The organism is Paenibacillus sp. ICGEB2008, assembly GCF_000307675.1.
GTDB classification, from domain to species: domain Bacteria; phylum Bacillota; class Bacilli; order Paenibacillales; family Paenibacillaceae; genus Paenibacillus; species Paenibacillus polymyxa.
Window position 1 is genome coordinate 354,058 of record NZ_AMQU01000026.1, and the last position, 23,700, is coordinate 377,757.

Annotated in this window: 12 protein-coding genes; 2 read left to right on the forward strand and 10 right to left on the reverse strand. The window is 48.2% G+C overall.

Annotated features, from left to right (window positions below; all coding sequences use genetic code 11):
- Positions 1-74 precede the first annotated feature (74 nt).
- Positions 75-659, forward strand: coding sequence for an RBBP9/YdeN family alpha/beta hydrolase (locus C400_RS0122470; protein ID WP_017428292.1), 585 nt, complete (start codon positions 75-77; stop codon positions 657-659).
- 149 nt (positions 660-808) lie between these two features.
- Here the strand turns inward: C400_RS0122470 and C400_RS0122475 are convergent, their stop codons facing one another.
- The 10 genes from C400_RS0122475 to C400_RS0122520 form a co-directional block, all read right to left on the reverse strand.
- Positions 809-3,601 (reverse strand): alpha-mannosidase, encoded by a 2,793-nt coding sequence (locus C400_RS0122475; RefSeq protein ID WP_017428293.1) that lies wholly within the window; start codon positions 3,599-3,601, stop codon positions 809-811.
- Positions 3,602-3,639: 38 nt separating this feature from the next.
- Positions 3,640-6,795 (reverse strand): beta-galactosidase, encoded by a 3,156-nt coding sequence (locus tag C400_RS0122480; protein ID WP_017428294.1) that lies wholly within the window; start codon positions 6,793-6,795, stop codon positions 3,640-3,642.
- Positions 6,792-8,111: a glycoside hydrolase family 125 protein gene (locus C400_RS0122485; protein WP_017428295.1), complete on the reverse strand. Its 1,320-nt coding sequence runs from the start codon at positions 8,109-8,111 to the stop codon at positions 6,792-6,794. The genes C400_RS0122480 and C400_RS0122485 overlap by 4 nt, the downstream gene beginning before the upstream one ends.
- Positions 8,112-8,178: 67 nt before the next feature.
- Entirely contained in the window at positions 8,179-11,292 is a 3,114-nt protein-coding gene (locus C400_RS0122490; protein WP_017428296.1) for an alpha-mannosidase, read from the reverse strand.
- Positions 11,292-13,595: a glycoside hydrolase family 3 N-terminal domain-containing protein gene (locus tag C400_RS0122495; RefSeq protein ID WP_017428297.1), complete on the reverse strand. Its 2,304-nt coding sequence runs from the start codon at positions 13,593-13,595 to the stop codon at positions 11,292-11,294. The genes C400_RS0122490 and C400_RS0122495 overlap by 1 nt, the downstream gene beginning before the upstream one ends.
- 21 nt (positions 13,596-13,616) lie before the next feature.
- On the reverse strand, positions 13,617-14,537 hold the full coding sequence (locus C400_RS0122500; RefSeq protein WP_016821751.1) for a carbohydrate ABC transporter permease: 921 nt from the start codon (positions 14,535-14,537) through the stop codon (positions 13,617-13,619).
- Between the two features lie 23 nt (positions 14,538-14,560).
- Complete coding sequence (locus C400_RS0122505) at positions 14,561-15,490, reverse strand: ABC transporter permease (RefSeq protein ID WP_017428298.1); 930 nt, start codon at positions 15,488-15,490, stop codon at positions 14,561-14,563.
- A 111-nt stretch (positions 15,491-15,601) separates the two neighbouring features.
- Positions 15,602-17,080: an ABC transporter substrate-binding protein gene (locus C400_RS0122510; protein ID WP_017428299.1), complete on the reverse strand. Its 1,479-nt coding sequence runs from the start codon at positions 17,078-17,080 to the stop codon at positions 15,602-15,604.
- A gap of 185 nt (positions 17,081-17,265) precedes the next feature.
- The gene (locus C400_RS0122515) at positions 17,266-18,789 is read right to left on the reverse strand and encodes a response regulator transcription factor (protein ID WP_026065498.1); all 1,524 of its coding nucleotides are present in this window, start codon (positions 18,787-18,789) and stop codon (positions 17,266-17,268) included.
- A complete protein-coding gene (locus C400_RS0122520) occupies positions 18,782-20,626 on the reverse strand; it encodes a sensor histidine kinase (protein WP_017428301.1) in 1,845 nt (614 codons plus the stop codon). Before C400_RS0122520 ends, C400_RS0122515 begins: the two co-directional genes overlap by 8 nt.
- A 188-nt stretch (positions 20,627-20,814) precedes the next feature.
- On the opposite strand from C400_RS0122520, the gene C400_RS0122525 reads away from it, so the two are divergent.
- Entirely contained in the window at positions 20,815-23,562 is a 2,748-nt protein-coding gene (locus C400_RS0122525) for an endo-beta-N-acetylglucosaminidase (protein ID WP_017428302.1), read from the forward strand.
- Positions 23,563-23,700 lie beyond the last annotated feature (138 nt).

The window sequence follows — 23,700 nt, forward strand, 5'->3', positions numbered from 1 at the left end:
GGGGAATGCCTGCATGAAGTGAGGCACATATGCAAATTAAGTTCTAAACACTGGATGATGGGAGAGAACGTATTGTGACAAACATACAAAATCCAAAGCAAGTATATATAATCCATGGATACACCGCTTCGCCAGCAGATCATTGGTTTCCTTGGTTACAAGACAAATTGCAAGAAGACGGGGTTTCGGTAGATATACTAGAAATGCCCAACTCGCAAGCGCCCAAGCTTAATGAGTGGATTGAGTATCTATTGCAAAATATTAAAGTTCTACATAAAGACACCTATTTTATTGGTCATAGCTTGGGATGTGTATCCATATTAAGGTACCTGCAGCAAGTAAATATCTCGGAACCGCTGGGGGGCGCCGTGTTCGTTTCCGGTTTTACTGACCCAGTGCCAAGCCTACCATCATTAGATGAGTTTACAATTGACCATTTGGATGATCAGCAAATTATGGATTCACTAAAGGCACGTGCAGCTATAGCTTCAAAGGACGATACGATTGTCCCCTTTGCACTTAGCAAGAAACTAGCGGAAGATATGCAGGCTGATTTTCACGAAGTAGATCATGGGGGGCACTTTTTGCAAAGTGACGGTTTTACCACCTTACCGATGGTATATCAAGTGTTACTTGAGATGATGAATGCAAATGAATAGCATGTCAGGAGAGCCTTGTGTCAAAAAAGCAACGCGGATTGAATCCGTAAACCTAGCTACTATTTACTTTTAGCAAACGATAACAAGCCCCGATGATAAGCTATTCCATCGGGGCTTGTTAATTTGCTATGGCCTTCTTCTCTTTATTGTTAAGTCTTCATTTTAAAACCTAGTGTAATAATTTCATGCGGCTTTACAGACTGAAGTAACTCATTAGAGTAATCCATTACGATGTCTTCTCCTGGTTCTTCGAGGATATTACTTTTATAGAAATCGTACTGCTGCGGCCCGGGCTTGATAATTAATTCGGCTATACTATTGCTCATATTGTACCAGCGTAACAGCACATCCCCCGACAGCTCATTCATTTTCATAGAGGAAAAGGCAAGCTCCGTGCTTTGCCAATCAAACGGCGCATAATCTGAAGCAACTGTACCCGCATGAATCCCCGTTTGTTTTACAATCCAAGGAATTTGGTATTGATAGGCTTCTGTATACGCGCCGGACTGAATACCGTCGCCATCATGTGGAATGATTTCCAGACGAGCGGTGCGCTCACCTGGGCACTGCGCTTCCGGCGTCGGGAACCATCCCCAATCCCCCAGCTCGCCAACTGAGCGAAGCAGCGTTATTGCAATCGTGTTACGACCATCACGCATGATTTCATATTCATTCAACCCGAGATTGGCTACGGTTAGACCCGCCTGTTCCCCGCTTACATCCACAAACGCCTGCTGATGCTGTGTGTTGCTTGGGTTTTCCCACTCAGGTGCAGGTTCATTGTCCCGGATTGCAATTTCAAACATCGAGTCCACCCGATGCTCACCGGTTTCTATATCTGTCGGAAACAGAGCACGAAGACGGTGATCCTTGCCCTGGTTGTTAAAGGTGGTTTCCATGGAAACCCCTCTGCTGTCCCTAGATAAAGAAATGACGGTCCGTATCGTCAGCGGAACGGTCTGCCAGGAGCGCTGAGCCTTGCGGTACGGATAATAAACTAGTTCTCGCTGCTCCTGCTCCAGCGTTTCATCCGCAGAGGCCGGGATTTCCCAATGATGGATAATCTCGATGGATGCCAGAAAAGGTGTATCTTCAAGCACACGAATGTCAGCAATCAAATCTTTGGTAGTCAGTGCCTGCTCTCCCTCGGGCTGTCTGAACATATACTCGTTGCCGATATCACCCACATTTTCATATACGCCAAGGTCTTTGTAGCTGCGGCCTGTACGCTTATCTGTCAGGGTAAAAGAGCCGTTATCCGCAATTTCGACGTGAAGTAAATCATTTTCCATACTGCGACTGCCATGAAAAAGGGAAGAGGAGTCCGTATCGACACTACTTCTCAGCCAAGCATAGGTTTTTAAGCCTAGCAGGGGCACACGTTCAACCTCAAAGGTAAGGCGAACCCGACGAGACATGTAAGGCTGGCGGAATCGGTCATCCGGCAAATCATAACCGAACTGTAGCCCGAGGTCCTCCATCTTGCATGCCACCGGTCTCCCTTCACTGTCCACCAGTATGCGCCCGGAAAGATCCACTGTTTTCGCTCGATGAGCAGCCTCTTCAAGCGTGTATCCTTCGCGGAAGTACAGACGCACCACTTCTAGTTCTGCCGACACTACACCACTGCGTTCCCAGCCTGACGTATTAAAAATCACGAGTGGTAACGCATCTGCTCCAAAGCGATTGAAGTCCGTCGTATCCACGGCTTGCGCAATGACCTCAATGCTTTCATCCACAATGCTCTCGGCTACATGACGGCTCTTATCGAACCGGGTCACCATCTCACGGTGCACCTCGTCCACACTACAACCGCAAATACTGTCATGCGGATGGTTCTGCATCAGTGTTTTCCAGGCATAGGTGAACAAATGATGAGGATAAGCCTGCCCCAGCAGATGGGCAAAGGTCGCAAGCGGCTCTGCCACTTTTTCCAGCATCACTTGTCCCAACTGGTTCATCTGTTTCAAATACACCCGGGCAGAAGCCGTATTCACCAGCGTTCCCCAGCCGTCCGCGCGCTGACTGCGAAACTCTCCCTTCACTGACGAGAGTTGCCTTTGGGAAGTCTGTTTCAGAGAAGTCAGATAATCGTTGAAATTGGAATGAACAAACTCGATATCCGGATAAAGCTTCTGTGCCGTACGGATTGCTTCCGGTAAATCAAACTGTAAAGGCTGATGATCGCAACCGTTCATGAACAGCAGCTCGCCAGTTGAAGCATATTTTTGCGCATCATCCAGTTTACGCTTCCAATACATTTTGGCTTCCGCCTCATCTATAGGAACCTCATTGCCGTTGGAATACCAGTTGGCGAATAAAATACCGAGTACCTCTGATCCGTCTGGCCCCGTCCATAACAGTTCCGAAAAGGAAGACTCGTAGCCTCTATCCGACACCGTATTGTTAAACCCTGTCGGCTTTACGCCCCTTCCGAAGAAAACATTCGTTATCCCCGACTGTTGCATGAACTGCGGAGTCTGCCCAACCAGACCAAACGTATCGGGGAAGTATCCGATCTTGGACGGACTGCCGTAACGCTCACAATCGCGGTGCCCAATCTGCATATTGCGTACATTTGCTTCGCCGCTGGTCAGAAAAGCATCTTGCAAAATGTACCAGGGCCCGATAAAAATACGACCATTGCGAATAAGCTGCTCCAAACGTTCCTTATGCTCGGGCCGAACCTGTAGATAATCCTCCAGAATGATCGTCTGCCCGTCCAGATAAAAGTTTTTATAATCCGGGTCCTGCTCCAGCTTATCCAGCAGAGAATCCATCAGGCTAATCAGGCGCATATGGTGCTTCTCATAAGGCAAATACCACTCCCGATCCCAGTGGGTATGCGAAATAATATGTGCTGTCGTCTTGCTGCCCGTGTATGTGTCTACTTCCCTGCTTATCGCTTGATTGTTGATTGATTCATCCCTTTGCTCGCTCATCGCATATCTCCTCACCGTATGTCTTGACCTGCCATCGTTCACTGTATCACTTCAATCGTCACGTCCTCGGGACGATATACTGCTAGCAACTGACCTTCTCGACCCACAGCAAACAAGATAGAGCGGCTCCTTGGCAACAGAAAAGCGTAGGATAATCCAGTCTCCTTATCCCGAACACGCACTTGGGTATCCCGGGAAAACTCCGATACGAAAATATATAGGCCCCCATTCTTGAAATTCAGCTTACGTCCATATAGCCCCGGCTGATCGCCACCGTCTATCCATTCCAGCTCTCGCTCCACCCCGGCAGCAGCGAAGGCGTAACGATACAATTCGGCAATCGGCTCATCTCTGCCATTCAACTCCAGTGGAAGCGGACTCCAGATCAAGCGCCCCTTGCCAAGCGGTAGATTCACAACTTCATCACCCATCGCTCCATCCGCTTCCGGTGACAGTTGTTCCTCCTTAGCGACCTCAGCAATTCGCCGCTGTCCGAATGAGACAGGGAAGGTTTGACCCTCCAGACTCAGTACTTCCTCCCGTTGGACGTTCCCCAGCGTACGCTGCCCAATAATGGCATCAACCCGTTCGGTCATTTTCCAGTAAGGATCAAGGCCCAACGGTCCAGTGACTAGTAGCGTCACACCGAAGGCTCGCACCATGTCCAGAAGATGCTCCAGCGATGTACTATCGAAATTGTGCGCGCTGGGGATCATAATCAGTTTCGGTAACTGCCGCTTGAGCGAGTCCAGATGATACTCGGAGACGGCACGGAACGGCTGCTTGAGATTATAGGACATCACCCGGGTAAGCCTTGTCGTGGCATCGAAGGCAAGTGATCGGTTAGAGAAATCATTGGAATACGGGAATACAACAGCCGTTTCTTCCAGCTTCCGGTCTGTAAACAGATCGCGAATTTCATTCATAAAACGCCCAAAATCGTAAGATACCTCTGCTTCCGGCTTCTCGGTCCCATCCGCACGTAACGCACCGATGTGCGATTCATTGGCATTATCCATATAAAAGTTCGTATTCCAGATCCAATGAATCGCACCCGCTCCGCCAGTCGAAAAGGCATACGCATACTTGCGCTCCAGCATGTCGCGCAGCTCCTCCTCCGAACGCTTGGCTCGACCATCCGGCGTCTCAACATACATGATCCCGGTTTCCTGCACGAGATTCGGTTTGTCTGGTGTTTTGGCAAAAATACCGTCCCACACCAAATGATCATTCAGCCACCATGAATGCACCGTCGTATAATCCACCACAGCCTCATAAAAAAACGGAGATGGCCGTTGCGCGCCCAGTGCCTCGTCCTGACCTACAGTTACCAAATGTCCGGGACAAAGCTCCCGAATCGTAGTCGCCAATTGCTCGGCCCACAGATTGTGCATTTCCATCGAAAATAAACAGTAATCCAGCCATTTGGCTCCCTTTTTGGCCTGATGCATATCCTGAACGTCGAAGTTGATCTCCTCCGGCTCGGGGATTGTGGCAGAAGAAAAACAGGAAAGCTGCTGTGGCGTCATATTCCAGGCTTCCTGCAAAGCCTCAATGCTGCCGTGTCGTTGCTCCAGCCATGTGCTGAACACCGCCTGTTCCCATGAGTCCCTCGCAGAACGTGGACCGTCTGCGAAAATACGCGACGGATCAAACATAGAAGGCTCGTTAATTAGATCCCAATCCACATGGGTTGTAGCCGTGTGCCGACTGACAATACTGCGGATGAACCGCTTTTGTGCTTCCACGCTTTGCGGATCAAGATATGGGTTAACCCCTTCCCACGTTTCCGGCGTAAAAGAAAAGAACGTGAACGTCACCTGCAGGCCATGCCTTTTGGCTGTCAGCAGAAAAGCATCAATCGCGCGAAGTACCTCTTCCGAGGCGTGCCCGTCTATCTGCATCATGTTGCGATAAGCCGTCCATACCCCTGTACGAATCCAGTTGATGCCCGCTTTGGCCATCTGGGCCATATCCCAATCCCAAATTGCTGCATTGGGCAAAAACAAAAATTTCCGTGCCACATCTGAGGTCATATAGGTCATGCCAACAACAGGTAACGGACGCCCGTCCTTTATTAAATAATCCCGACTACGCATGATGATCTGTCCTTCAGCCAGCAGTTCGGCATCCTGCCCCCAAAAGCCCTGTCGCAATATACGTACTTCACCATCCGATGATTCAGCTCTGCAAATGACCCGATATAAACCGCTTAGAATGGAAAAGCCAAGGGGAATACGTACAAAGTTCTGTTCTTTGCTAACCTCAATCTGCAAGCGATTGCTCCATACCTGCTGATTGTACTCATCCAATATTTGCTCCACCGTCAGGTCAAAGCTCCATACCTCGTGATTTCTGGGCGTGGCTCCTTCTCGCTGCAATTGCTGGGTTTGAAGTGTCAGTATGGCTCGTTCCCCAGGCTCATAAGCAGCATAGTTCGGCTTGATAGATAGCTCCGTCATCCCCTTGGCGCAAAAACGTGCCCATTGGGCAAGCAACTGCTCACCATCCTGTTCCCAAAAGGAAGCTATCAACGGCACATGGATAAACATCCAGCGTGCGCCAGCAAACAGACCTCGGGCATGCTCCCACAGCACGACCGGGGCAGCAATATCCCGACCGTCCTTACTTACTCCCTTAAGCAAAGGATAAATTTGCGTATTCATCGGCCCTGCAGAGCCCATCTGGTGTGGCAGATCGCTGCTTTTGGTCGTATGTGGAACGAGATTACACGTATCTGTCACCTCAAACAGCGACTCCTGACCATACAGTACAGGAATATCCTCTGATGCGACCAGCGAAGCTACCTTCGACGCATCCACTCGCAGCACCTCATGAATATGCAGCTCCTGATGATACGCAGTCTGTTCAGTCTCAATTATCCAGTCTCCATGCTCATCAGCAGGATTGCGTACCGGATGCTTAAAGGGTGCTCCCCCGACGTTAAGCAGCCCTCCTCCCTTATGGAGAAATGCCACGATTTCAGTCCAAGCGGATTTGGGGAAGTACGGTGCATGCAGATTGACAAAACAGCCGTTGTCCATATGCTTTAGCGTTTCAGCCAGTTCATCGGCTCCTACGACCACCACCTCTGCAACTCCATGAAACGCCTCATCCGGCAACAGGTTCCCTATAGCGGGAAAGCCTTGCTCACTAAAAACAACGATGGATGGGCTTACTGTGGATTCATTCATAACAAGCCCTCCTTCATGGCCTTATACACAAGCTGGGCAAACAGACTGTTGGACCAGGCAAACCATTTTCGCGTATAAACCGTAGGATCATCGGCATGAAAGCCTTCATGCATGTAACCGGTATCCCCATCTGTCGCTTCTAACATCCGAATCATTTCCAGCCTCTCTTCTGCGGTCCGGGCCGTTAATCCTTGCATAGACAGGGCCATATGCCAGATGTAACCTGGCAGCGTGTGCGGACTTCCGATGCCTTTAGCCGCCTTGCCCTCAAAGTAAAACGGATTCTCCTGACTTAAAGCAAAGCGTCTCGTATTTTGATAGATAGGATCGTCCGCCGTCGTATAGCCCAAATACGGAATGGACATCAATCCAGGTGTACCCGCATCATCCATCAGGCAGTAGTTGCCAAATCCGTCCGTTTCATAAGCATATATAGGCCCAAATACCGGATGGCGGTAAATGCCGTACAAGCGGATACCGTGCTCCACCTCAGCCTCCAGCTCCTTCAGCTCGTTCAGAAAGTCCATATCACGGAATACCCACTCCGCAAACTCCTGCATCTGCCGCAAAGCAACCACTGCAAACATATTGCCGGGTATATTGTAGTGAAAATCGCAAGCATCATCACTGGAACGGAAGCCCGACCAAATCATCCCTGTATAATTTACAGGCATACCGAGTCCCTGATTGCGCAAGGAATCTGTGGGAATGCCGTTATTACGCGTAAACCGATACGCAGATTGCTCTTGGTGACGCTGCTCCGTTTTGAACACATCCACTATTTTGCGCAGAGCCGACTTGAATTTTGAATCAAAAATATCGGTAAGCTCCGTTTCCTTCCAGTACATATAAGCTAGCCGAATGACAAAGCACAGCGAGTCGATTTCAAATTTTCTTTCCCACACCCATGGTGACATCTCCGTCTCATCAGTCGCATTCCAGTGCCAGTCATTCGCTGTCTCATTGAACGCATTCGCATACGGGTCTATGAGGACATAATGAATATGGCGCTTGATCAGCCCCCCAATGATGCGCTGTAAATCAGCATCCACCCTGGCTAACGGCACATAATGAATGACCTGCTCTACAGAATCCCGCAACCAAAGAGCTGGAATATCCCCTGTAATGAGAAACGTTGTCCCATCATCCATTAGCTTGGTCGTCGTCTCCAGTGAATTTGGAAAACAGTTTTTAAACAGCTTCAGCAGCTTCGGCCTGTGAGCCAGTGCTTGCTCCGCTTCCTTGAGTACGTCCTGAACAGCCTGCGGCATGTCAAGTTCGGGCATCGGTATTTTGGGAAGTCTGAATTGTTCCAATAGCTTTTTCGCTCCTTTATCTGTCGGGAAACACCCGTGCGCTTATAGTCATTCCAATCCAGCGTATCTATTGCAAACGTATTGTTTTAATTTCATAAGGTGTAAAAGACAGCGTAAGACATCCACCTTCCAGCTCAAGAGGATGCACTTGTTCCTCCAGCGCATTCGACATGTAAGCTGCGTTGAACGTATAAGGCCAGGTCAGCCTGATCGTTTCCCGTCCCCCAGAGGATTCATACAAACGAAGAATCGACCCCAGCCCATCTTCGGCCGGCTTGATCGTATCCAGCACAACGTGACGGCTATCAAAGTTAATGAACGATCCACTGCTCGGCAGCACTCCGCTATTGTGCTTTTGCTGCTGCACAACAGGCATATCTTGATTCAGCTCAGCCGCATGACGCAAAGTATGGGCGCTGCGCCAATCTCCAACATGCGGATAAAGCGAATACGTAAAATCGTGCTCGCCCAGATCGGCATCTTTATCCGGCCATTTGGGTGCTCGTAGCAGAGACAGACGGATGGTACTGTCTTGAATGTCGTAGCCATATTTGCAATCATTGAGCAGACTCACGCCATACCCGTGCTCGGAAACATCCGCAAATCGGTGTCCACATACTTCATACTGCGCCTGCTCCCAACTCGTATTCCGATGGGTCGGCCGTTCCAAGGCACCGAACGGAATTTCATAAGTCGCCTTGTCCGTAACCACATCTATAGGAAAGCCTACCTTTAGCAGCTTGTGCGCTTCATTCCAGCTCACATGCGTTTTGAAATCAATTCGCCGCTCATGATGATAAAAGATTACATCCTGTGTCATTTCAGATTGATGGATTCGCCATCGGAAGCGCAGCACATCCTTCGTTTTTCCCTGAAGCACTACTTGTTTTTCCAGCAACTCGGCTTCTCCTGCTACCTGTTCCTCATAGCGGTCATCCAAATCCCAGGCATCCCACAGCGTCGGACGGTCATGGAAAAAATAAAAACGGTTTGCCCGTTCCCCTTGCTTCAAAATTTCACGGTTTGCCGCTTTATCCAGCAAACGAATCATTTCGCCCCGCTCGTTAAATTGCACCTTATAAAAGGCCGTCTCCCACATATCCCCCAGCGATCCAGATATCACAGCGATCTTGGGCTTCTCACCTGCTTGAGCCTGTTCTCGCTCCAACCAAATCGTTTTGTAGCCTAGTGCAGGAATATCCGGAATACGCACTGAAATGCCGCCTTCCTCCACATCGGTGTCCAGCCGCTCGGCTTCATCATTAGCGTAGTGGTAGGCATACCATCCCTGTGCCGATTCCGTAGCAATATGAATCACAGCATTACGGCTCCAGCCCAGGTTGTTAAACACCAGATACGGTATTCCTGCCCTCGATCCTTCCGTGTTCACTTGAGCCGCCAGCGTCGTAATCCCCTGTTGAAGCCCGACATGTCCCCATTCGAAAATTTGCTGATACTCCTTATCCGAAGTGCCGTACACCTCGGTAATCGCCGAGCCAGGGATAATATCGTGGAACTGATTCAACAAAATCAGCTTCCAGCCCTCATGCAATGCCGAACAGATATCCTCCACCTGCTCCGGCTCCAGCTGTGGTAATGCCAGCGTGCTCCACAGTTCTGCCTCGCGGTAGACTCCCTCCGCTTTCCGGTTATTGCGTTTGTTGCGGGCATGAGTCGTGTAGGTTCCTCGGTGCAACTCAAGGTACAAATCACCATGCCATTTGGGAAGCTTCGGATGTGCCTGATCTATGCCTGCGAAAAACTGTCCCGCCGTGCTGAACCGACTCGCAGGCAATCCCACCATTAGCGAAGAACGCTCTATATATTCCAGCATTTCACGCGTAACTCCGCCCCCGCCGTCTCCATGTCCATAGAGCAGCATGTGCTCAGGATGAGCCGATTTTTCACGATAGGACTGCCAGTGGTCACGAATGTCCTGTGGCCGTGTATTTTCATTCACGCCATGATTGAGGTAGGACAACATCGAAGTCCCATCGATGCCCACCCAGTGGAACAAATCGTAAGGAAACACATTCGTATCATTCCAGCCAAGCTTGGTCGTCATAAAATAGTCTATCTTCCCATGCTTTAAAATCTGCGGCAGGGACGCACAGTAGCCAAACGTATCCGGCAGCCATTCGATATGAGAGGTTTGGCCAAATTCCTGTTGGTAAAAACGCTGACCATACAGCATTTGGCGGATGAGTGATTCGCCACTGGGCAGGTTCAAATCAGGCTCTACCCACATCGCCCCGACCAGTTCCCACCGTCCTTCAGCGACTCTTGCTTTGACTCGTTCATACAGCTCTGGATCATTTTCCTTTACAAAAGAGAAAAGCAGCGGCTGGCTCTGTGCATATTGGTAGGCCGGGTATTCATCCATCAGCGCATCCACCGTTGAGAAGGTTCGGCTTGTTTTCCGTACGGTCTCGCGCATCGGCCACAGCCAAGCAATGTCGATGTGCGACTGTCCTACCATGTGCTCCAAAGCTTGCGCATTTCCGCCGATCTCCTGAACCTGCTGAATGAGCTCATTTTCTGTGGCTGATATCGCCCCCCCTGCTCGAATGGCGTCTTCCTCCAGATTCGCAAAACGATCCATCACCCCATACAGAGCCTTCAGCAGGCGTATTTTGCGGATATCGCCCTCAGGCAGTAGTAGAGCGGCTTCGTTAACAACGGTAACGGTATACATCAGGCTTTGCACAGGCTTATTGGGCCGTACAAGATAGCTTATAATAGAAGAAATCGGAGGTTGAATGACAGCCTGCCGATTGAGCGAATCTACGGGCTCAGGTACCGGATCAAACAGCTCAATCTCCAGCTCAGGGGAAAACCCGATGAGCTCTGGATTTAGCGTGACATAGGTATGATTGCGATCAAGCCCGTGATAGGAAGCACCATTGACTCGCAGCAAACCTTCCCCCCCGGACTCAAACACCAATCCAAAAGGCTCTCTCAACCACGTTGTCGGTACATCCAGCTGCGTTCGAAGAAAGTAAGTTGTCCCCTGACTGCTGGGGAATCGCTTGAGATCCAGTCCTTCCGATAAAGGTGCGGCGTCTTCGTATTGACCTGGTGTTAGGTAAGTGGAGCGTGTGATGTTCCAGCTCCGCAAATCCAGCTTCTCCAGCCATTGGCATTCCGACAATTCCCGAATCAGGCGTTTGATACGCTCCATTATTCATCCTCCCGTACGATCAACTCGGCACACAGGGTATCTTTGGAGTGCCTGCCTACTTGAATTGAAAATCGCCCAGCCTCAACGACTGGCTGTAGATCATGCCCTATATATTGCAGCTTGTCGGAGCCTACTGCAAACACCACCGTCCGTGTTTCTTCTGGCTGTAATACAAGCTTGCAAAAGCCCTTAAGTTCCCTGATTGGACGGGTCACCGAACTCACCGTGTCCGAGATATATAACTGAACTACTTCAGCCCCTTCCCGGTCGCCCGTGTTGGTTACATCGACTGTAACCGTAACGGATTCGCCAGCTCGGATCGAATTGGCGCTTAATGTAAGCCTTTCATAGCTAAACGTCGTGTAGCTAAGACCATAGCCAAACGGATAGCGCGGCTCGGCATCGTCTTCCAGATACCGCTTGCCCCGGGAACGCTTGCCATTGTAATATACCGGCAACTGCCCCACATGTTTAGGGATGGAAAGAGTCAAACGTCCCGAAGGGTTCACATCCCCAAATAAAATATCCGCGATTGCATGCCCTCCCTCCTGACCGGGATACCATGCTTCCACAATGGCATGTGCGTGCTCCTCCACCCATGGCTCAGCAATCGGTCGCCCGTTCATATAAACGACGACAAGCTCCTTCCCCAGCCTGTAGACTTCCTGCATGAGTTGAAGCTGTACGCCTGCAAGCCCCAACGTCATCCGGTCAATGCCTTCGCCGCATTCCATGTCGTTCCAATCGTGATCTGATACCTTCGAGGCGCCGGTTTTCAGGTCAATCGTCCCTTCCCCGAAATCGCGGGCGCTGGACCCTCCAACCACCATCACCACGGTATCAGCCTCAGCCGCACATGCCAGTGCGTTATCAAAGCCTTCCCGGGACCTTCCCTTGATCCGGCAGCCAGGTGCATACAGAACGCCTGAATGATCCTTGCCCAGCTTGCCACGGATACCATCAAGTACAGTTACCACACGGGTTCTCTGCTGCGGTGATGTATAATCGCCCAGTTGGTTGTAGATCTGATCTGCATTCGGGCCAATGACTGCAATACGCTTGGAGGTTTTCGGCAGGGGGAGCGTGCTATTGACGTTTTTAAGCAGCACAATCCCTTCGGTCGCAAGCTGACGAGCCAACCGAATATGCTCCGCCTGACCAATTACCTGCTCCGCTCGTTCTGCATTCACATACGGTTTGTCAAACAGACCGAGCCTGAATTTTAACGTGAGCACCCTACGAACCGCCCGATCCAGCATGCTCGTCTCCAGCTTGCCAGCATGAACCGCCTCGACCAGATGACTGCCGAACATTTCCCCGGACATTTCCATATCAATTCCTGCGCGAATTGCCTGCACAGCGGCATCCAATCCATTTTCGGCCACATCATGTCCGCTCGCTAACATTTCAATCGCGCCACAATCTGTGATGATCAGACCGTCAAATCCCCACGCCTGACGAAGAGTATCGTCCAATAGCTCAGTATTCACTGTACACGGAACCCCGTCGATTTCGTTATAGGCTGGCATAACAGATTGGGCCCCTGCTTCCACCGCTTTTTGGAATGGATACAGATCGACCTCCAAAAGCTCGCGCCACCCCATATGCACAGGTCCAGCATTACGTCCGCCTTCCGAGCTGCCATAGCCTGCAAAATGCTTTAGTGTGGCAGCTACGCTATGTTCGCTGAGTAAGCTTTCCCCCTGAAGTCCCTCCACTGCGGCAACAGCAAATTCGCCGATGAGATAAGGGTCTTCGCCAAAGCATTCCTCCGTGCGCCCCCAGCGTGGATCACGCACAACATCAAGCACAGGCGAATACGTGACCGCCCCGCCCTGAGCACGGGTTTCACTCGCAACCGCACGGCACATATCGCGGTACAGATCGACATTCCATGTGCTGCCGATGGACAGCGGAACCGGAAACACAGTGCCGTCAATCGCCATATGCCCATGAGAGCATTCCTCACCGATCAGTATCGGGATACCCAGTCGGGAATGCTCTATCGCATAGCGTTGGATCATATTCACAGCCTCCGCCCCTTGTTTGGCAGATAAGCCATTCTCCAAGGTCACTCCGGTCCACGGATCAGCGCGAAGTACCCCGTATAAGGAGCCGACTCCTCCATTTTGTACCTGCTGCTTGAAATCATGATGTAGGGACAATTCCCCGTCTATGTGCTCATACACTTGCCAGCCAAAGGGCTGCACAAGCTGCCCCACCTTTTCTTCTAACGTCATCAAACCGATTAAGTGCTTAACCCGTTCTTCGATCGGTTTGCTTTTGTCTTTATAAATCAACATGTTCATGTCTCTCCTTCCCTGTTATTCCTTCACAGCCCCAACCGTAAGTCCCTGCACAAAGTAACGCTGGAAAAAAGGATAAGCGAATATAATAGGCAGCGTCGCCAGCACCACCATCGCCATCCGCGAGGTATCTTGCGGAATGGATTGAAGTGCAGCCAGACTCATAGAGCTGTTTTGCGAATTTTGCTGGATGAACTGAATGCTGGATTCAATCCGCATCAACATAGACTGAAGCGGCACCAGATTGGGATTGTCAATATACAACAGGGCATTAAACCAGTCATTCCAGTAACCAAGCGTGCTGAATAAGCCAATGGTAGCAAGTCCAGGCAGAGAGAGTGGAAGCACGATTTTTAAAAAGGTGTAAAACTCGCCTGCCCCATCTATTTTGGCTGATTCGACAATGGCATCAGGCACGCTGGTGCTATAAAATGTGCGCAGGATCATAATATAAAAGGCATTCATGGCAAGCGGCAGTATCAAAGCCCAAATCGTATCCTTAAGCCCGAGCAATTGGGAAACGACCATATAGGTCGGGATCATTCCGCCATTAAAGAGCATGGTTAAAATCGCAAAAATGGAAAAGAATCTCCGGTAGCGGAAGCTCTTTCGTGAAATGGCGTACGCATATAACGAAATAAGAATGAGACTGATCACCGTACCGATGACCGTTACGGCAATCGTCACCCCATAGGAGCGCAGTAGCGTATCACTGGTACGAAATATGAAGCGGTAGGCTTCCAGACTCCATTGAGCCGGGAGCAAACGATATCCGTCCCGCGCCAGCGTTTTCTCATCGGTTAGGGAAATAATGACGACAAACAAAAACGGAAACACACATAGGAACGCGAACATCCCTGCTATCCCATTCAGAACAACATTCCAGCCCCGTGAAATATGATGGAAATCTCGTTTTTTTCTTTTTTTTCCAGAAGCCATAGTCCACACCCCTCTCCTCTTTTTTAGAACAAAGCGCTGTCTTTATCTATTTTTCGCACAACATAATTGGATAGGATGACGAGAACGAAGCCAACCACCGACTGATACAAACCTGCCGCCGTGCTCATCCCGATTTCGCCTGTCGTTTTCAAACCGCGATATACATAAGTGTCGATGACGTTCGTTACTGAGTATAAGGTGCCCGAATCCCTCGGAACCTGATAGAACAAACCAAAATCCGCATAAAAAATCCGTCCGACCGCAAGCAGCGTCATAATGATAATGATCGGCGAGAGCAAAGGGATCGTCACATTACGAATTTGCTGCCACTTGCTGGCTCCATCTATCATGGCTGCTTCATACAATGATTTGTCGATCCCCAAAATTGAAGCCAGATATACGACACTGTTATAACCGATCGCCTTCCATAGACTGACTAGAATCAAGATATACGGCCAATATGCAGCCTCCGAATACCACTGAATGGGCTCGATGCCAAACCCTGCGATAATTTGATTCAGCATCCCCCGATCCATGCTCAGAAAGCTGAAGGCAAAGTAGCCCACGATGACCCACGATAGAAAATATGGGAGAAACATGCCTGTCTGGTACAGCTTCGCCAACCGTTTATTAATCAGCTCGGAGAGCAGAATAGCCATAGCGACTGAAAACACAAGTCCAAGAATAATAAAGACCAGGTTATACAAAAGGGTATTTCGCGTGATGACATAGGCATCATTGTTATTGAACAGAAACTTGAAGTTATCCCAGCCCACCCATTTGCTCGTATAAATACTGGCCCAGAATCCTTCCCTGTTAAAACGATATTGCTTGAAGGCAGCCACAGTACCAACCAACGGCAGATATGAAAAGAAAAAGAACCAGATAGCGCCAGGCAGCACCATGAACAGCATAACTTTGTTTCGAATCACATTTCTGAAAAATGCAGCCATAGGTATCCCCTCCCAATCTGTAATGAGACAAGCAACTAAAATAGCTATTGGAAAAAGACCGGGCGTAACTTACACCCGCCCGATCTCGCTTATATTTCACAACCTAAAGGATTATTTGCTGTTTTGTGCCTTCCAGGCATCAAGCTGGGATTGCGCTTCCGCCATCACCTTATCCAGCCCAGCCTGCTTGAATTTCTCAATTACTTTCGGGAGATTCGTTTCCGGTTCCAGCGTGCCTGTCATCAGCGAAGCCCAAAATTGCTCTTTGACGTTCTGCACCGCTGCCATCTCCGTGGATACTTTACTGCTGTCAAAGTTGAAGCTCAGGATAGGAGAGTTTTTTCCTTCCGAGTTGAACTTCTTGAATTGCTCCCATTTGTCAGCAGGATCATTCGGATTCAGATACAGCAGCATATTGTTACCGAGTGAATACGAAGGCATATCATAGTTTTTGGAATCAGCCAGATTTTCGATATATTGGCCATCTGTTTTTTTGTAATGCACTCCTTCAATACCAGAGTCAACCATATTACGTAATACTGGATCTGTATTCAGCAGGTTCAGGAACTGCATCGCCTTTTCAGGGTTTGCCGAGTTAGCCGAAATTGCCATAATGGAGCCCTGAACAGACGTATTGGTCACAATTGGATCACTGGCAGGTGTCGATATCACCGGATAGCCGTAGCTGGCAGACCATAGATTATCGGCTAGTGGTTGAGTTTGCGCACGATCCAGAAACCAGTTTCCGGACGTAGTTAAATCATTAGTCGAGCCTGTAGTTGCAGCTTCCGGTGATACATATCCGGCCTTGTAATACTTATGCATCGTCGTCAGCGCCTGCTTCATTTCAGGTGTTTCCAAGATGTTTACGATTTTATAGTCCGTAGTATCCAGTTTGACAGCCATCGGCAGGTTTTGAATGATATAGTCATATGGAACATAGGGAACATAGTTTTTGTCCATACCGAATGCCGTTACGCCGGGCTCGTTTTCTTTAATCGTTTTGAGCAGTGGCTCCAGGCTATCCAGCGAGCGGACATTGGAAAGGTCCAGCTTGTATTGGGTTAGCAATTTTTTATTGAACCGCCATACCTCTTGCTGTGGAAGCTCCTTGTTGGCAGGAATGCCATAATGATGACCATCCACCTTGGAGCCTTCCAGAAACGCAGGATCAATCGTCTTTTTAAGATCCTGACCGTACTTGTCAAGCAAGTCGTCCAGCTCCATGAATGCGCCCTTTCTGGCATTTTGTACATAATCAAAACCACCGGAAGCCGTAAATACAATATCCATGGGCTCTCCCGAAGCCACATTCACCTGCATTTTTTGCGGGTAGTCGCCCCAATCGACCATTTTCATTTTGATCGTGGCGTTGATTTTCTTTTGGGTGTACTTGCTAACCTCTTCCATCACCCGATCTACATCTTTTTGAGGTGTACCAATGGTATACCAGATCAGCTCTACCGGCTTTTCCGCTCCCTCATTCGTTGTTTCCCCGCCACCGCTGCTTCCTCCACATGCACTGAGAATGAGCGTCAAAACCATACACATCACTAGAACAAACGAGTAGCTTCTTTTGCTTTTACCCATGTATGATCCTCCCTTATGAAATGGAATCTGACCCTGTCGTTTCATTCATTTCTGTTTCAGGATTTTTGCGAAATCCTCATTGATGAAGCAACTACGTTAACCTTAACTAATGTAAGCACTTTCATAAAGAAGATAAACTTAATAAACCAAGGTACAAATTAAAGAAATCCATGTACACCTGGTATTTATCCCAATCCTTTATAGTCTGTCGGGGAAATGCCCACATATTTTCTGAACTGCTTATAAAAATATCCCGTCTCCCAATACCCTACGTTCCGCGCAATTTCGTTTACCTTGAGATTTGTATTTTTAAGCTGCTCCTTGGCTTTTTTAATCCGGTATTGATTGATATATTCAGCAAAGGTTTCGCCCGTTTCCTTATGAAACAACTGACCGAGATAAACGGGATGAAGGTGGTACTGGTAACCTAATATTTTTAATGATAACTCCTTGGCATAATGAACATGGATATAGGACAGCACCTGGCTTACAATAGGGTTCTTCATATCTTGCAGTAGTGAATTCACCGTCTCTGTCGCCACATGCTGAAGCGCGCTCACCAGCTCTGCCCATGTCGTACAGCATTTTATCTGGTGCAACCCCTGCTGAAACCGGTCCGACTCATTGGAATGCTTGATGCTCTCCAGTTCCATCTTGAACCGGATCACCAGTTCCAGCGCCATATTCCGCAATTCATCCGGGGTAACCCTTTCAAGATGCTGGATTTGCTCAAAATCACTCTGAATCCGTGCGGTAAGCGCATCTAGGTCTCTTGCTATAATCAGCTTCTCATAATCCTTCCATTCGATGGAACAAGTCTCGCCAGCATTTCCCCCGCCCTCCTCTAGCAACGTATAGTCAATGATCCGGCGGTCATCATATAGCATAAAATATTCCAGTGATTTTTTAGCTTCATTATAGCTGCGTGGAGCAGCAACAAGCGAACCGGCGCTGCCTATCCCGATATAAACTGTTTCTTTCCCGTCCGTCGACCACTGAACAGAAAAATCCTCCAACAGCATAATCAAGTCCTGTCTGCCCTCATCATAATTTGGTAGTGCGGCAATGATTACACTATCCGCATCAACATCGAGAAACAATGTTAAATTGGGCTGATGCTGAATGTACTGCCTTAACTGTTGATGCATTCCTACCAAATCCCCCTCCGTCCGTAACACGGCTACCGCCATAAAGGGGATATTTAACGAAAAACCTATCAATTCAGCACGTTCCTGAAATTCTGTAGGCGCAATCTGCCCTGTCAACCAACGGTACAACGTATTTTCCTTAAGCACCTGCACCCCGAACGTCTCATGTCGTTGATCCATCTGGAACCTGTCCAGCTTCTCCGTTGTATTGCATAAAGTGGATTCCAGTTCCTCCACATTAATCGGCTTCAGAAGATAATTTTCGATGCCCAGCTTCATGCCTTCCTTCAAGTAATCAAATTCATTAAATCCGCTCAAAATAATCACCTTCAAGTCAGCATGCAGCTTTCTCGCCTCATGAATCAGCCTGAGACCATTCATCGTTGGCATGGAAATGTCCGTAATGAGTATGTCCACGGGCCTGGAGGCCAGCGCTTCCAGCGCCAAAGAGCCATTTTCCGCATGTCCGACAATTTCTAGCCCAAAAGAGGTCCAATCCACAATATCGTATAATCCTTCAATGATAAAAGGCTCATCGTCTACAATAAATACTTTATACATATATGGCATCCATCCCTTCCCTGTTGGGGCATCGTACCCGAATCGTCGTTCCCTCACCGCTGCGGCTCTCCAGTTCAATCCCGTAATCGGCTCCGTGTAGAAACCGAAGTCGGGTGTGCACACTGCGTAGTCCAAACATTTGTCCGTTTTCCTCCTGGCGTTCCAGTTCCTCCAAAATCTCTTTCAAACGCTTCTCTTTAATGCCCTTCCCATTGTCACGGATCTCAACCAGCAGAACTTCCCCCGTTTCCCGTACATCAATGGTCAGCACATTATCATTCCGGTCGCTTTGGATACCATGAACAATATAATTCTCAATGATGGGTTGAAGCATCAGCTTCATGACAGAGCGGGTATACAACTCGGGGTCGACCGTAATCGTGTAATTGAACCCTTCCTTGTAGCGTATTCTGAACAACTCAAGATATAATCTGCAAGCCTCCAATTCATCTTTAAGCGTGTATATTTTTTTCTGCTGAACCAGGCTTTTGAACAACACTGATAAGCTATAGATCATTTCTCCTACATCCTTGGCTCCCTGGGAAATGGCCCTCATACGTATCACTTCAAGCGTGTTATACAAAAAATGTGGATGAATACGTGCCTGCAAGGCCACAAGTTCCGTTTGCTTTTGTTTGATCTCTGCTTTATACACCCGTTCAATATATAGATTAAGTTCGTCCAGCATATCGTTGAAGCTTCGAGAGATTTGTCCCAACTCGTCCTCTCGGAGGTCCTGAATGCGAGCTGTGAGGTCACCATTTTTTACTTGACGAGTGAATTTAATAATCCGATTCGTTCGTTTAGCAAAGTTAATGACGAAGAATGCAGGGAACAGCACAGCAAACAGAATACAGATGACACTGATGGTCAAAATCGTATTACGAATGCCCCGGTACGATTGAGCCATTTCCTCATGGGGGACTGCCCCAATCACGACATATCCTTCGTCCGGAGAAATCAGCTTGTTAATATACATATTTTTCTTCGTCTGAATGATCCCGGCATCGGAATCCACATCGTCATATAATGATCGGGTCACTTCGACATAAGGGTACGTTTTTCCGTAATAGTTATTCCTTGAATCGAACAGAACGGTTCCATTGCTGGACAGAACGATAATTTCTCCCTTCAGGTTGTTCCCGTAGCTGGCAAGTGCATTGGAGATACTTTTGGAATTTAGAAATACTAGAAGCTGACCGGTATTTTTGAGTGTTTGCTTATTGTTAATGGGGACTTGTAACGAATATAACGAGGGGCTCCACTGATCGACCGCCTTCCGAATCCAGTAATTCGGAGTAGAGACGCTTTTGCTTTCTGCAGCCATCACATCCGGTACAAAGGAACGCGCCGCATGCACCGGGAATTGCTTGAATTGCTTGTTCTCATTGAAAGTAGACAGATATTGCTGGTCGGCACTGTACAAAATCAAATTGCTGATATCGCTATTTTCATCCAACCAATTTTTAAAATAGGTGAGTACATCTGTTGAGTAATCATGACTCTCCATGTACATTTCGTCCATGCGGTGCTGTACATATTCGGAATACGCGTGGTCCATAAAAAAGGAAACATTCATTGAGAGAACCTCATTCCGGTACATATCTCGCACCATGTTCTGGACGGATTCATGCCGGAGATGGATATAACGGTCAATACTTTCCATAGCTGCTTTCTGGGTATCCAGTTCCCGCCGAACAATGGATTGCGAAATGGATACATACGTGACATATGCAATTGTAATGATGGACAAAATCGCAATACAGGAGAACAACACTAGTATCCTCAGGAACATGTTGTTTTTAAAATAAGCAGTGTATCTAGTACCCCTTTTCATGGTATAAGCCTCCAGAATCGTGATGCGTGAATAAAGTATACCATGTCCTTCGCAGGAGATAAGTAAGCGCATTCATGAAAAACGCGATTTTCTTTAATTTAAACGCTATATCTTTAATTTATCCTCTATGTAAAAACCGTTTTATTGATTATCTTTAGGGGGATAAATACTCGTTAGGGGGATGAGCTATGAAACGTAACAAGGTTCACAAGTTCGCTTTAAAATGGACTGCTCTGGTTTTGACTTCTGTCCTGTTCAGTCAAACCCTCTCTCCATCCGTGTATGCAGGCGATACCCTCCCGTATAAAGGAGAAAGCGCCAAAGGACCGAATCAGCCTTATCAGCATGGATACGCCAGCTCACATATTTTGGACTGGACTCCCACCCAAGATGTCTATGGAGATATGCTTCGCGCCCGTGTCCCACTGCAACAACGAAACAGCCCCTTTGCAGCCACACAGGCTCAGCCTGCTTTAAGCCCTGACACGCAAATGTTTACACTCAGCGGGGATTATGGTAACGCTTTCTTCGATAGCTATCCCTATACCAATAAATTCAGCCAATATTTGTTCAATTACTGGCAGTATACCGACTATTACGGCTACTGGCATGGCATGCCTACCGCTCATGTCCCTGAAGAGCTATACGATCCCCAAAAGGATTGGACGGAAAAGTGGTTTGAGTTCGGCATTCTGAACATTCCAAATCCGGGTTATACGAATGCGGCGCACAAAAACGGCGTTCTCTCCATCGCCTGTATCTTTTTCTCGGATAATGACCGTGGACCGCAAACGTATAAGCAAATGCTCGTACAGGATGCTCAGGGAGAATTTCCGGTAGCCAGAAAATTGATCGAAATGGCGAAATATTATGGCTATGACGGCTACTTCATCAACCAGGAGGAAGCTTCAAAAGGCGTAGCTACAGAGGATATCCCCCGGTACAAACAGTTTATGAAATACTTACGGGATCAGGGTATGTATGTGCAATGGTACGACTCCACCGTAAACGAAACCGGGAAAATTGCTTATCAAAATGAGTTTAATGCCGTGAACAGCCCGTTTGTCAAAGACAAGCAATATGGACAGGTGTCCGATTCTATTTTTCTGAATTATTGGTGGGACAAAGCGAAGCTGAAAAGCTCTCGTGACCATGCGAAGCAATTGGGTCTGGACCCTCTTAAAACTGTTTTTGCCGGGATTGAGGGCGGGAACGGTGACTTCGGCAGATGGAAGCAAAAATACGACCTTCGTCTGAACATTGGTGATAACGGGCAGCCGATGAACAGTATCGCAACGTTGGGAGCCGATTTCACACATAATGCGCTGGATGAAGAGCTTGGCGGGCAGGACACCAATCGCAGAGCTGACAATGCGTATCAATGGATAACCTTTATCCGCGACCGTGTCTGGTGGTCCGGTCCGAATCAGAATCCCGTCCGTGCACAAAGAAACCCAAGTGTAGATTTGTCTGATGTAAAAGCTTCAGGCGCAAACTGGGACGGTATCGCGGCATATATCGCCGAACGTTCTGTCATCCGTGGCTCCCATTTTAACACCAGCTTCAATACCGGCCATGGCTTGCAGTATGTAGTGAATGGAGTTGTTTCCAATCCCAAGGAATGGTCCAACATTAATATTCAGGATATCCCGGTGACCTGGCAATGGTGGCTCGATACCAAAGGTAAACCGCTCTCGGTTGACTACGACTATGGCCCGAATTATACCAAAGGCACTCGGTTTACCTATCAGCCTATCGGTGCTTATCAGGGCGGCAGTTCCCTCGTCGTGAACGGAGAGCTGAATTCAGATAACTTTTTACGACTGTATAAAACGGATCTGTCGGTTAATCAGAATTCAAACTTGTCCATCACGTACAATAAGCCTTCCTCTGATGACAGCTCAGTACTGAGCATCGGACTTATGTTCAAGGATAACCCCGGCCAAGTCGTAAAAGTCAGCATCCCTAACTCTGGTAAACAAACCACGGGCTGGGTTAGCCGCAATTTGGACTTGAGTCCCTATCAAGGAAAAACAATTGCAGTTTTCGGTTTATCTTTTGAAAATACGAATAAAACAATCAAAAACTATCAGATGAATATCGGCCAAATCAAGATAACAGACGGTTCTGCCCGGAAACCAGCCGCGCCGACAGGATTTAAAATCACCAAGGCACTGACCGATACGAACGAAATGCTCGTAGCCTGGGACCTTGAGGATTACTCCAAAGTTAAACAATACAATCTGTATGAGAACGGCTCCTATATCGGCGGAATTTATGACTCAACCTATTATATTAAATCCCTAAACCATAAATCCGGTGAATTAATGCTTACCGCAGTTGGGGCTGATGGAACGGAAAGCGAACCGGCTCGATTAAGCTACGATCTGAATGCTGCCGTCAGTCATATTAAGGTGGAGACGAAAGAAAACGGGGAGGCTACAGTAACGTGGAAAAATCCCTCTAAAGCGGACGGAACGGTTAAATTGACCTTAATCACCGACTATACGGACACCGTATTCCATAAAACCATTACGGCGGACAATGGAGCTGAAACGGCTACGTTTACCGATCTGCCCACAAATGGTGATCGCTACACCCTACGTATCGCCATCGGCAATCATGAACCTGTAGCCTATACCGGGCAGCTCGCAGACACGATGATAGAGCCTTATGCAAAAGAGAATGTGACAGTCACCGGATCAACCTATACGCTTGCTCTACCCACCTTGAAGGACTGGCATTATTTATATGTATACGAAAACGATGTGCCCAAACTATTTGGTGTAACTTATGTATCAAAAAAGTTCCCTTACATTGTCCGGGGAAGAACAAAATTAAGTGAACTCACTTTTACCCCTACTTCTCGTACCAGCTCGCTAAAGATCGTGCTTGAAGATTACGCTGGCAATCAGGCCACCACATATGTAAGATAGCTTGGTGCAAGAATTCCGAGACCGTCGATTCGTTGTTCAAACAACTAGCTCAAATTCAGCTATAGGGACATACCCATACGGCACAATAGCGAGAAGTCCCCAATTCAATAGACTTCTCGCTATTGCTATATATTGGGC

Bases quoted from the DNA above. Each gene is read 5' to 3' on its own strand.
- C400_RS0122480 (WP_017428294.1), bottom strand. From the start codon at position 6,795: ATGAATGAATCCACAGTAAGCCCATCCATCGTTGTTTTTAGTGAGCAA.
- C400_RS0122515 (WP_026065498.1), bottom strand. From the start codon at position 18,789: ATGTATAAAGTATTTATTGTAGACGATGAGCCTTTTATCATTGAAGGA.
- C400_RS0122500 (WP_016821751.1), bottom strand. From the start codon at position 14,537: ATGGCTTCTGGAAAAAAAAGAAAAAAACGAGATTTCCATCATATTTCA.
- C400_RS0122475 (WP_017428293.1), bottom strand. From the start codon at position 3,601: ATGAGCGAGCAAAGGGATGAATCAATCAACAATCAAGCGATAAGCAGG.
- C400_RS0122510 (WP_017428299.1), bottom strand. From the start codon at position 17,080: ATGGGTAAAAGCAAAAGAAGCTACTCGTTTGTTCTAGTGATGTGTATG.
- C400_RS0122520 (WP_017428301.1), bottom strand. From the start codon at position 20,626: ATGAAAAGGGGTACTAGATACACTGCTTATTTTAAAAACAACATGTTC.
- C400_RS0122490 (WP_017428296.1), bottom strand. From the start codon at position 11,292: ATGGAGCGTATCAAACGCCTGATTCGGGAATTGTCGGAATGCCAATGG.
- C400_RS0122505 (WP_017428298.1), bottom strand. From the start codon at position 15,490: ATGGCTGCATTTTTCAGAAATGTGATTCGAAACAAAGTTATGCTGTTC.
- C400_RS0122525 (WP_017428302.1), top strand. From the start codon at position 20,815: ATGAAACGTAACAAGGTTCACAAGTTCGCTTTAAAATGGACTGCTCTG.
- C400_RS0122495 (WP_017428297.1), bottom strand. From the start codon at position 13,595: ATGTTGATTTATAAAGACAAAAGCAAACCGATCGAAGAACGGGTTAAG.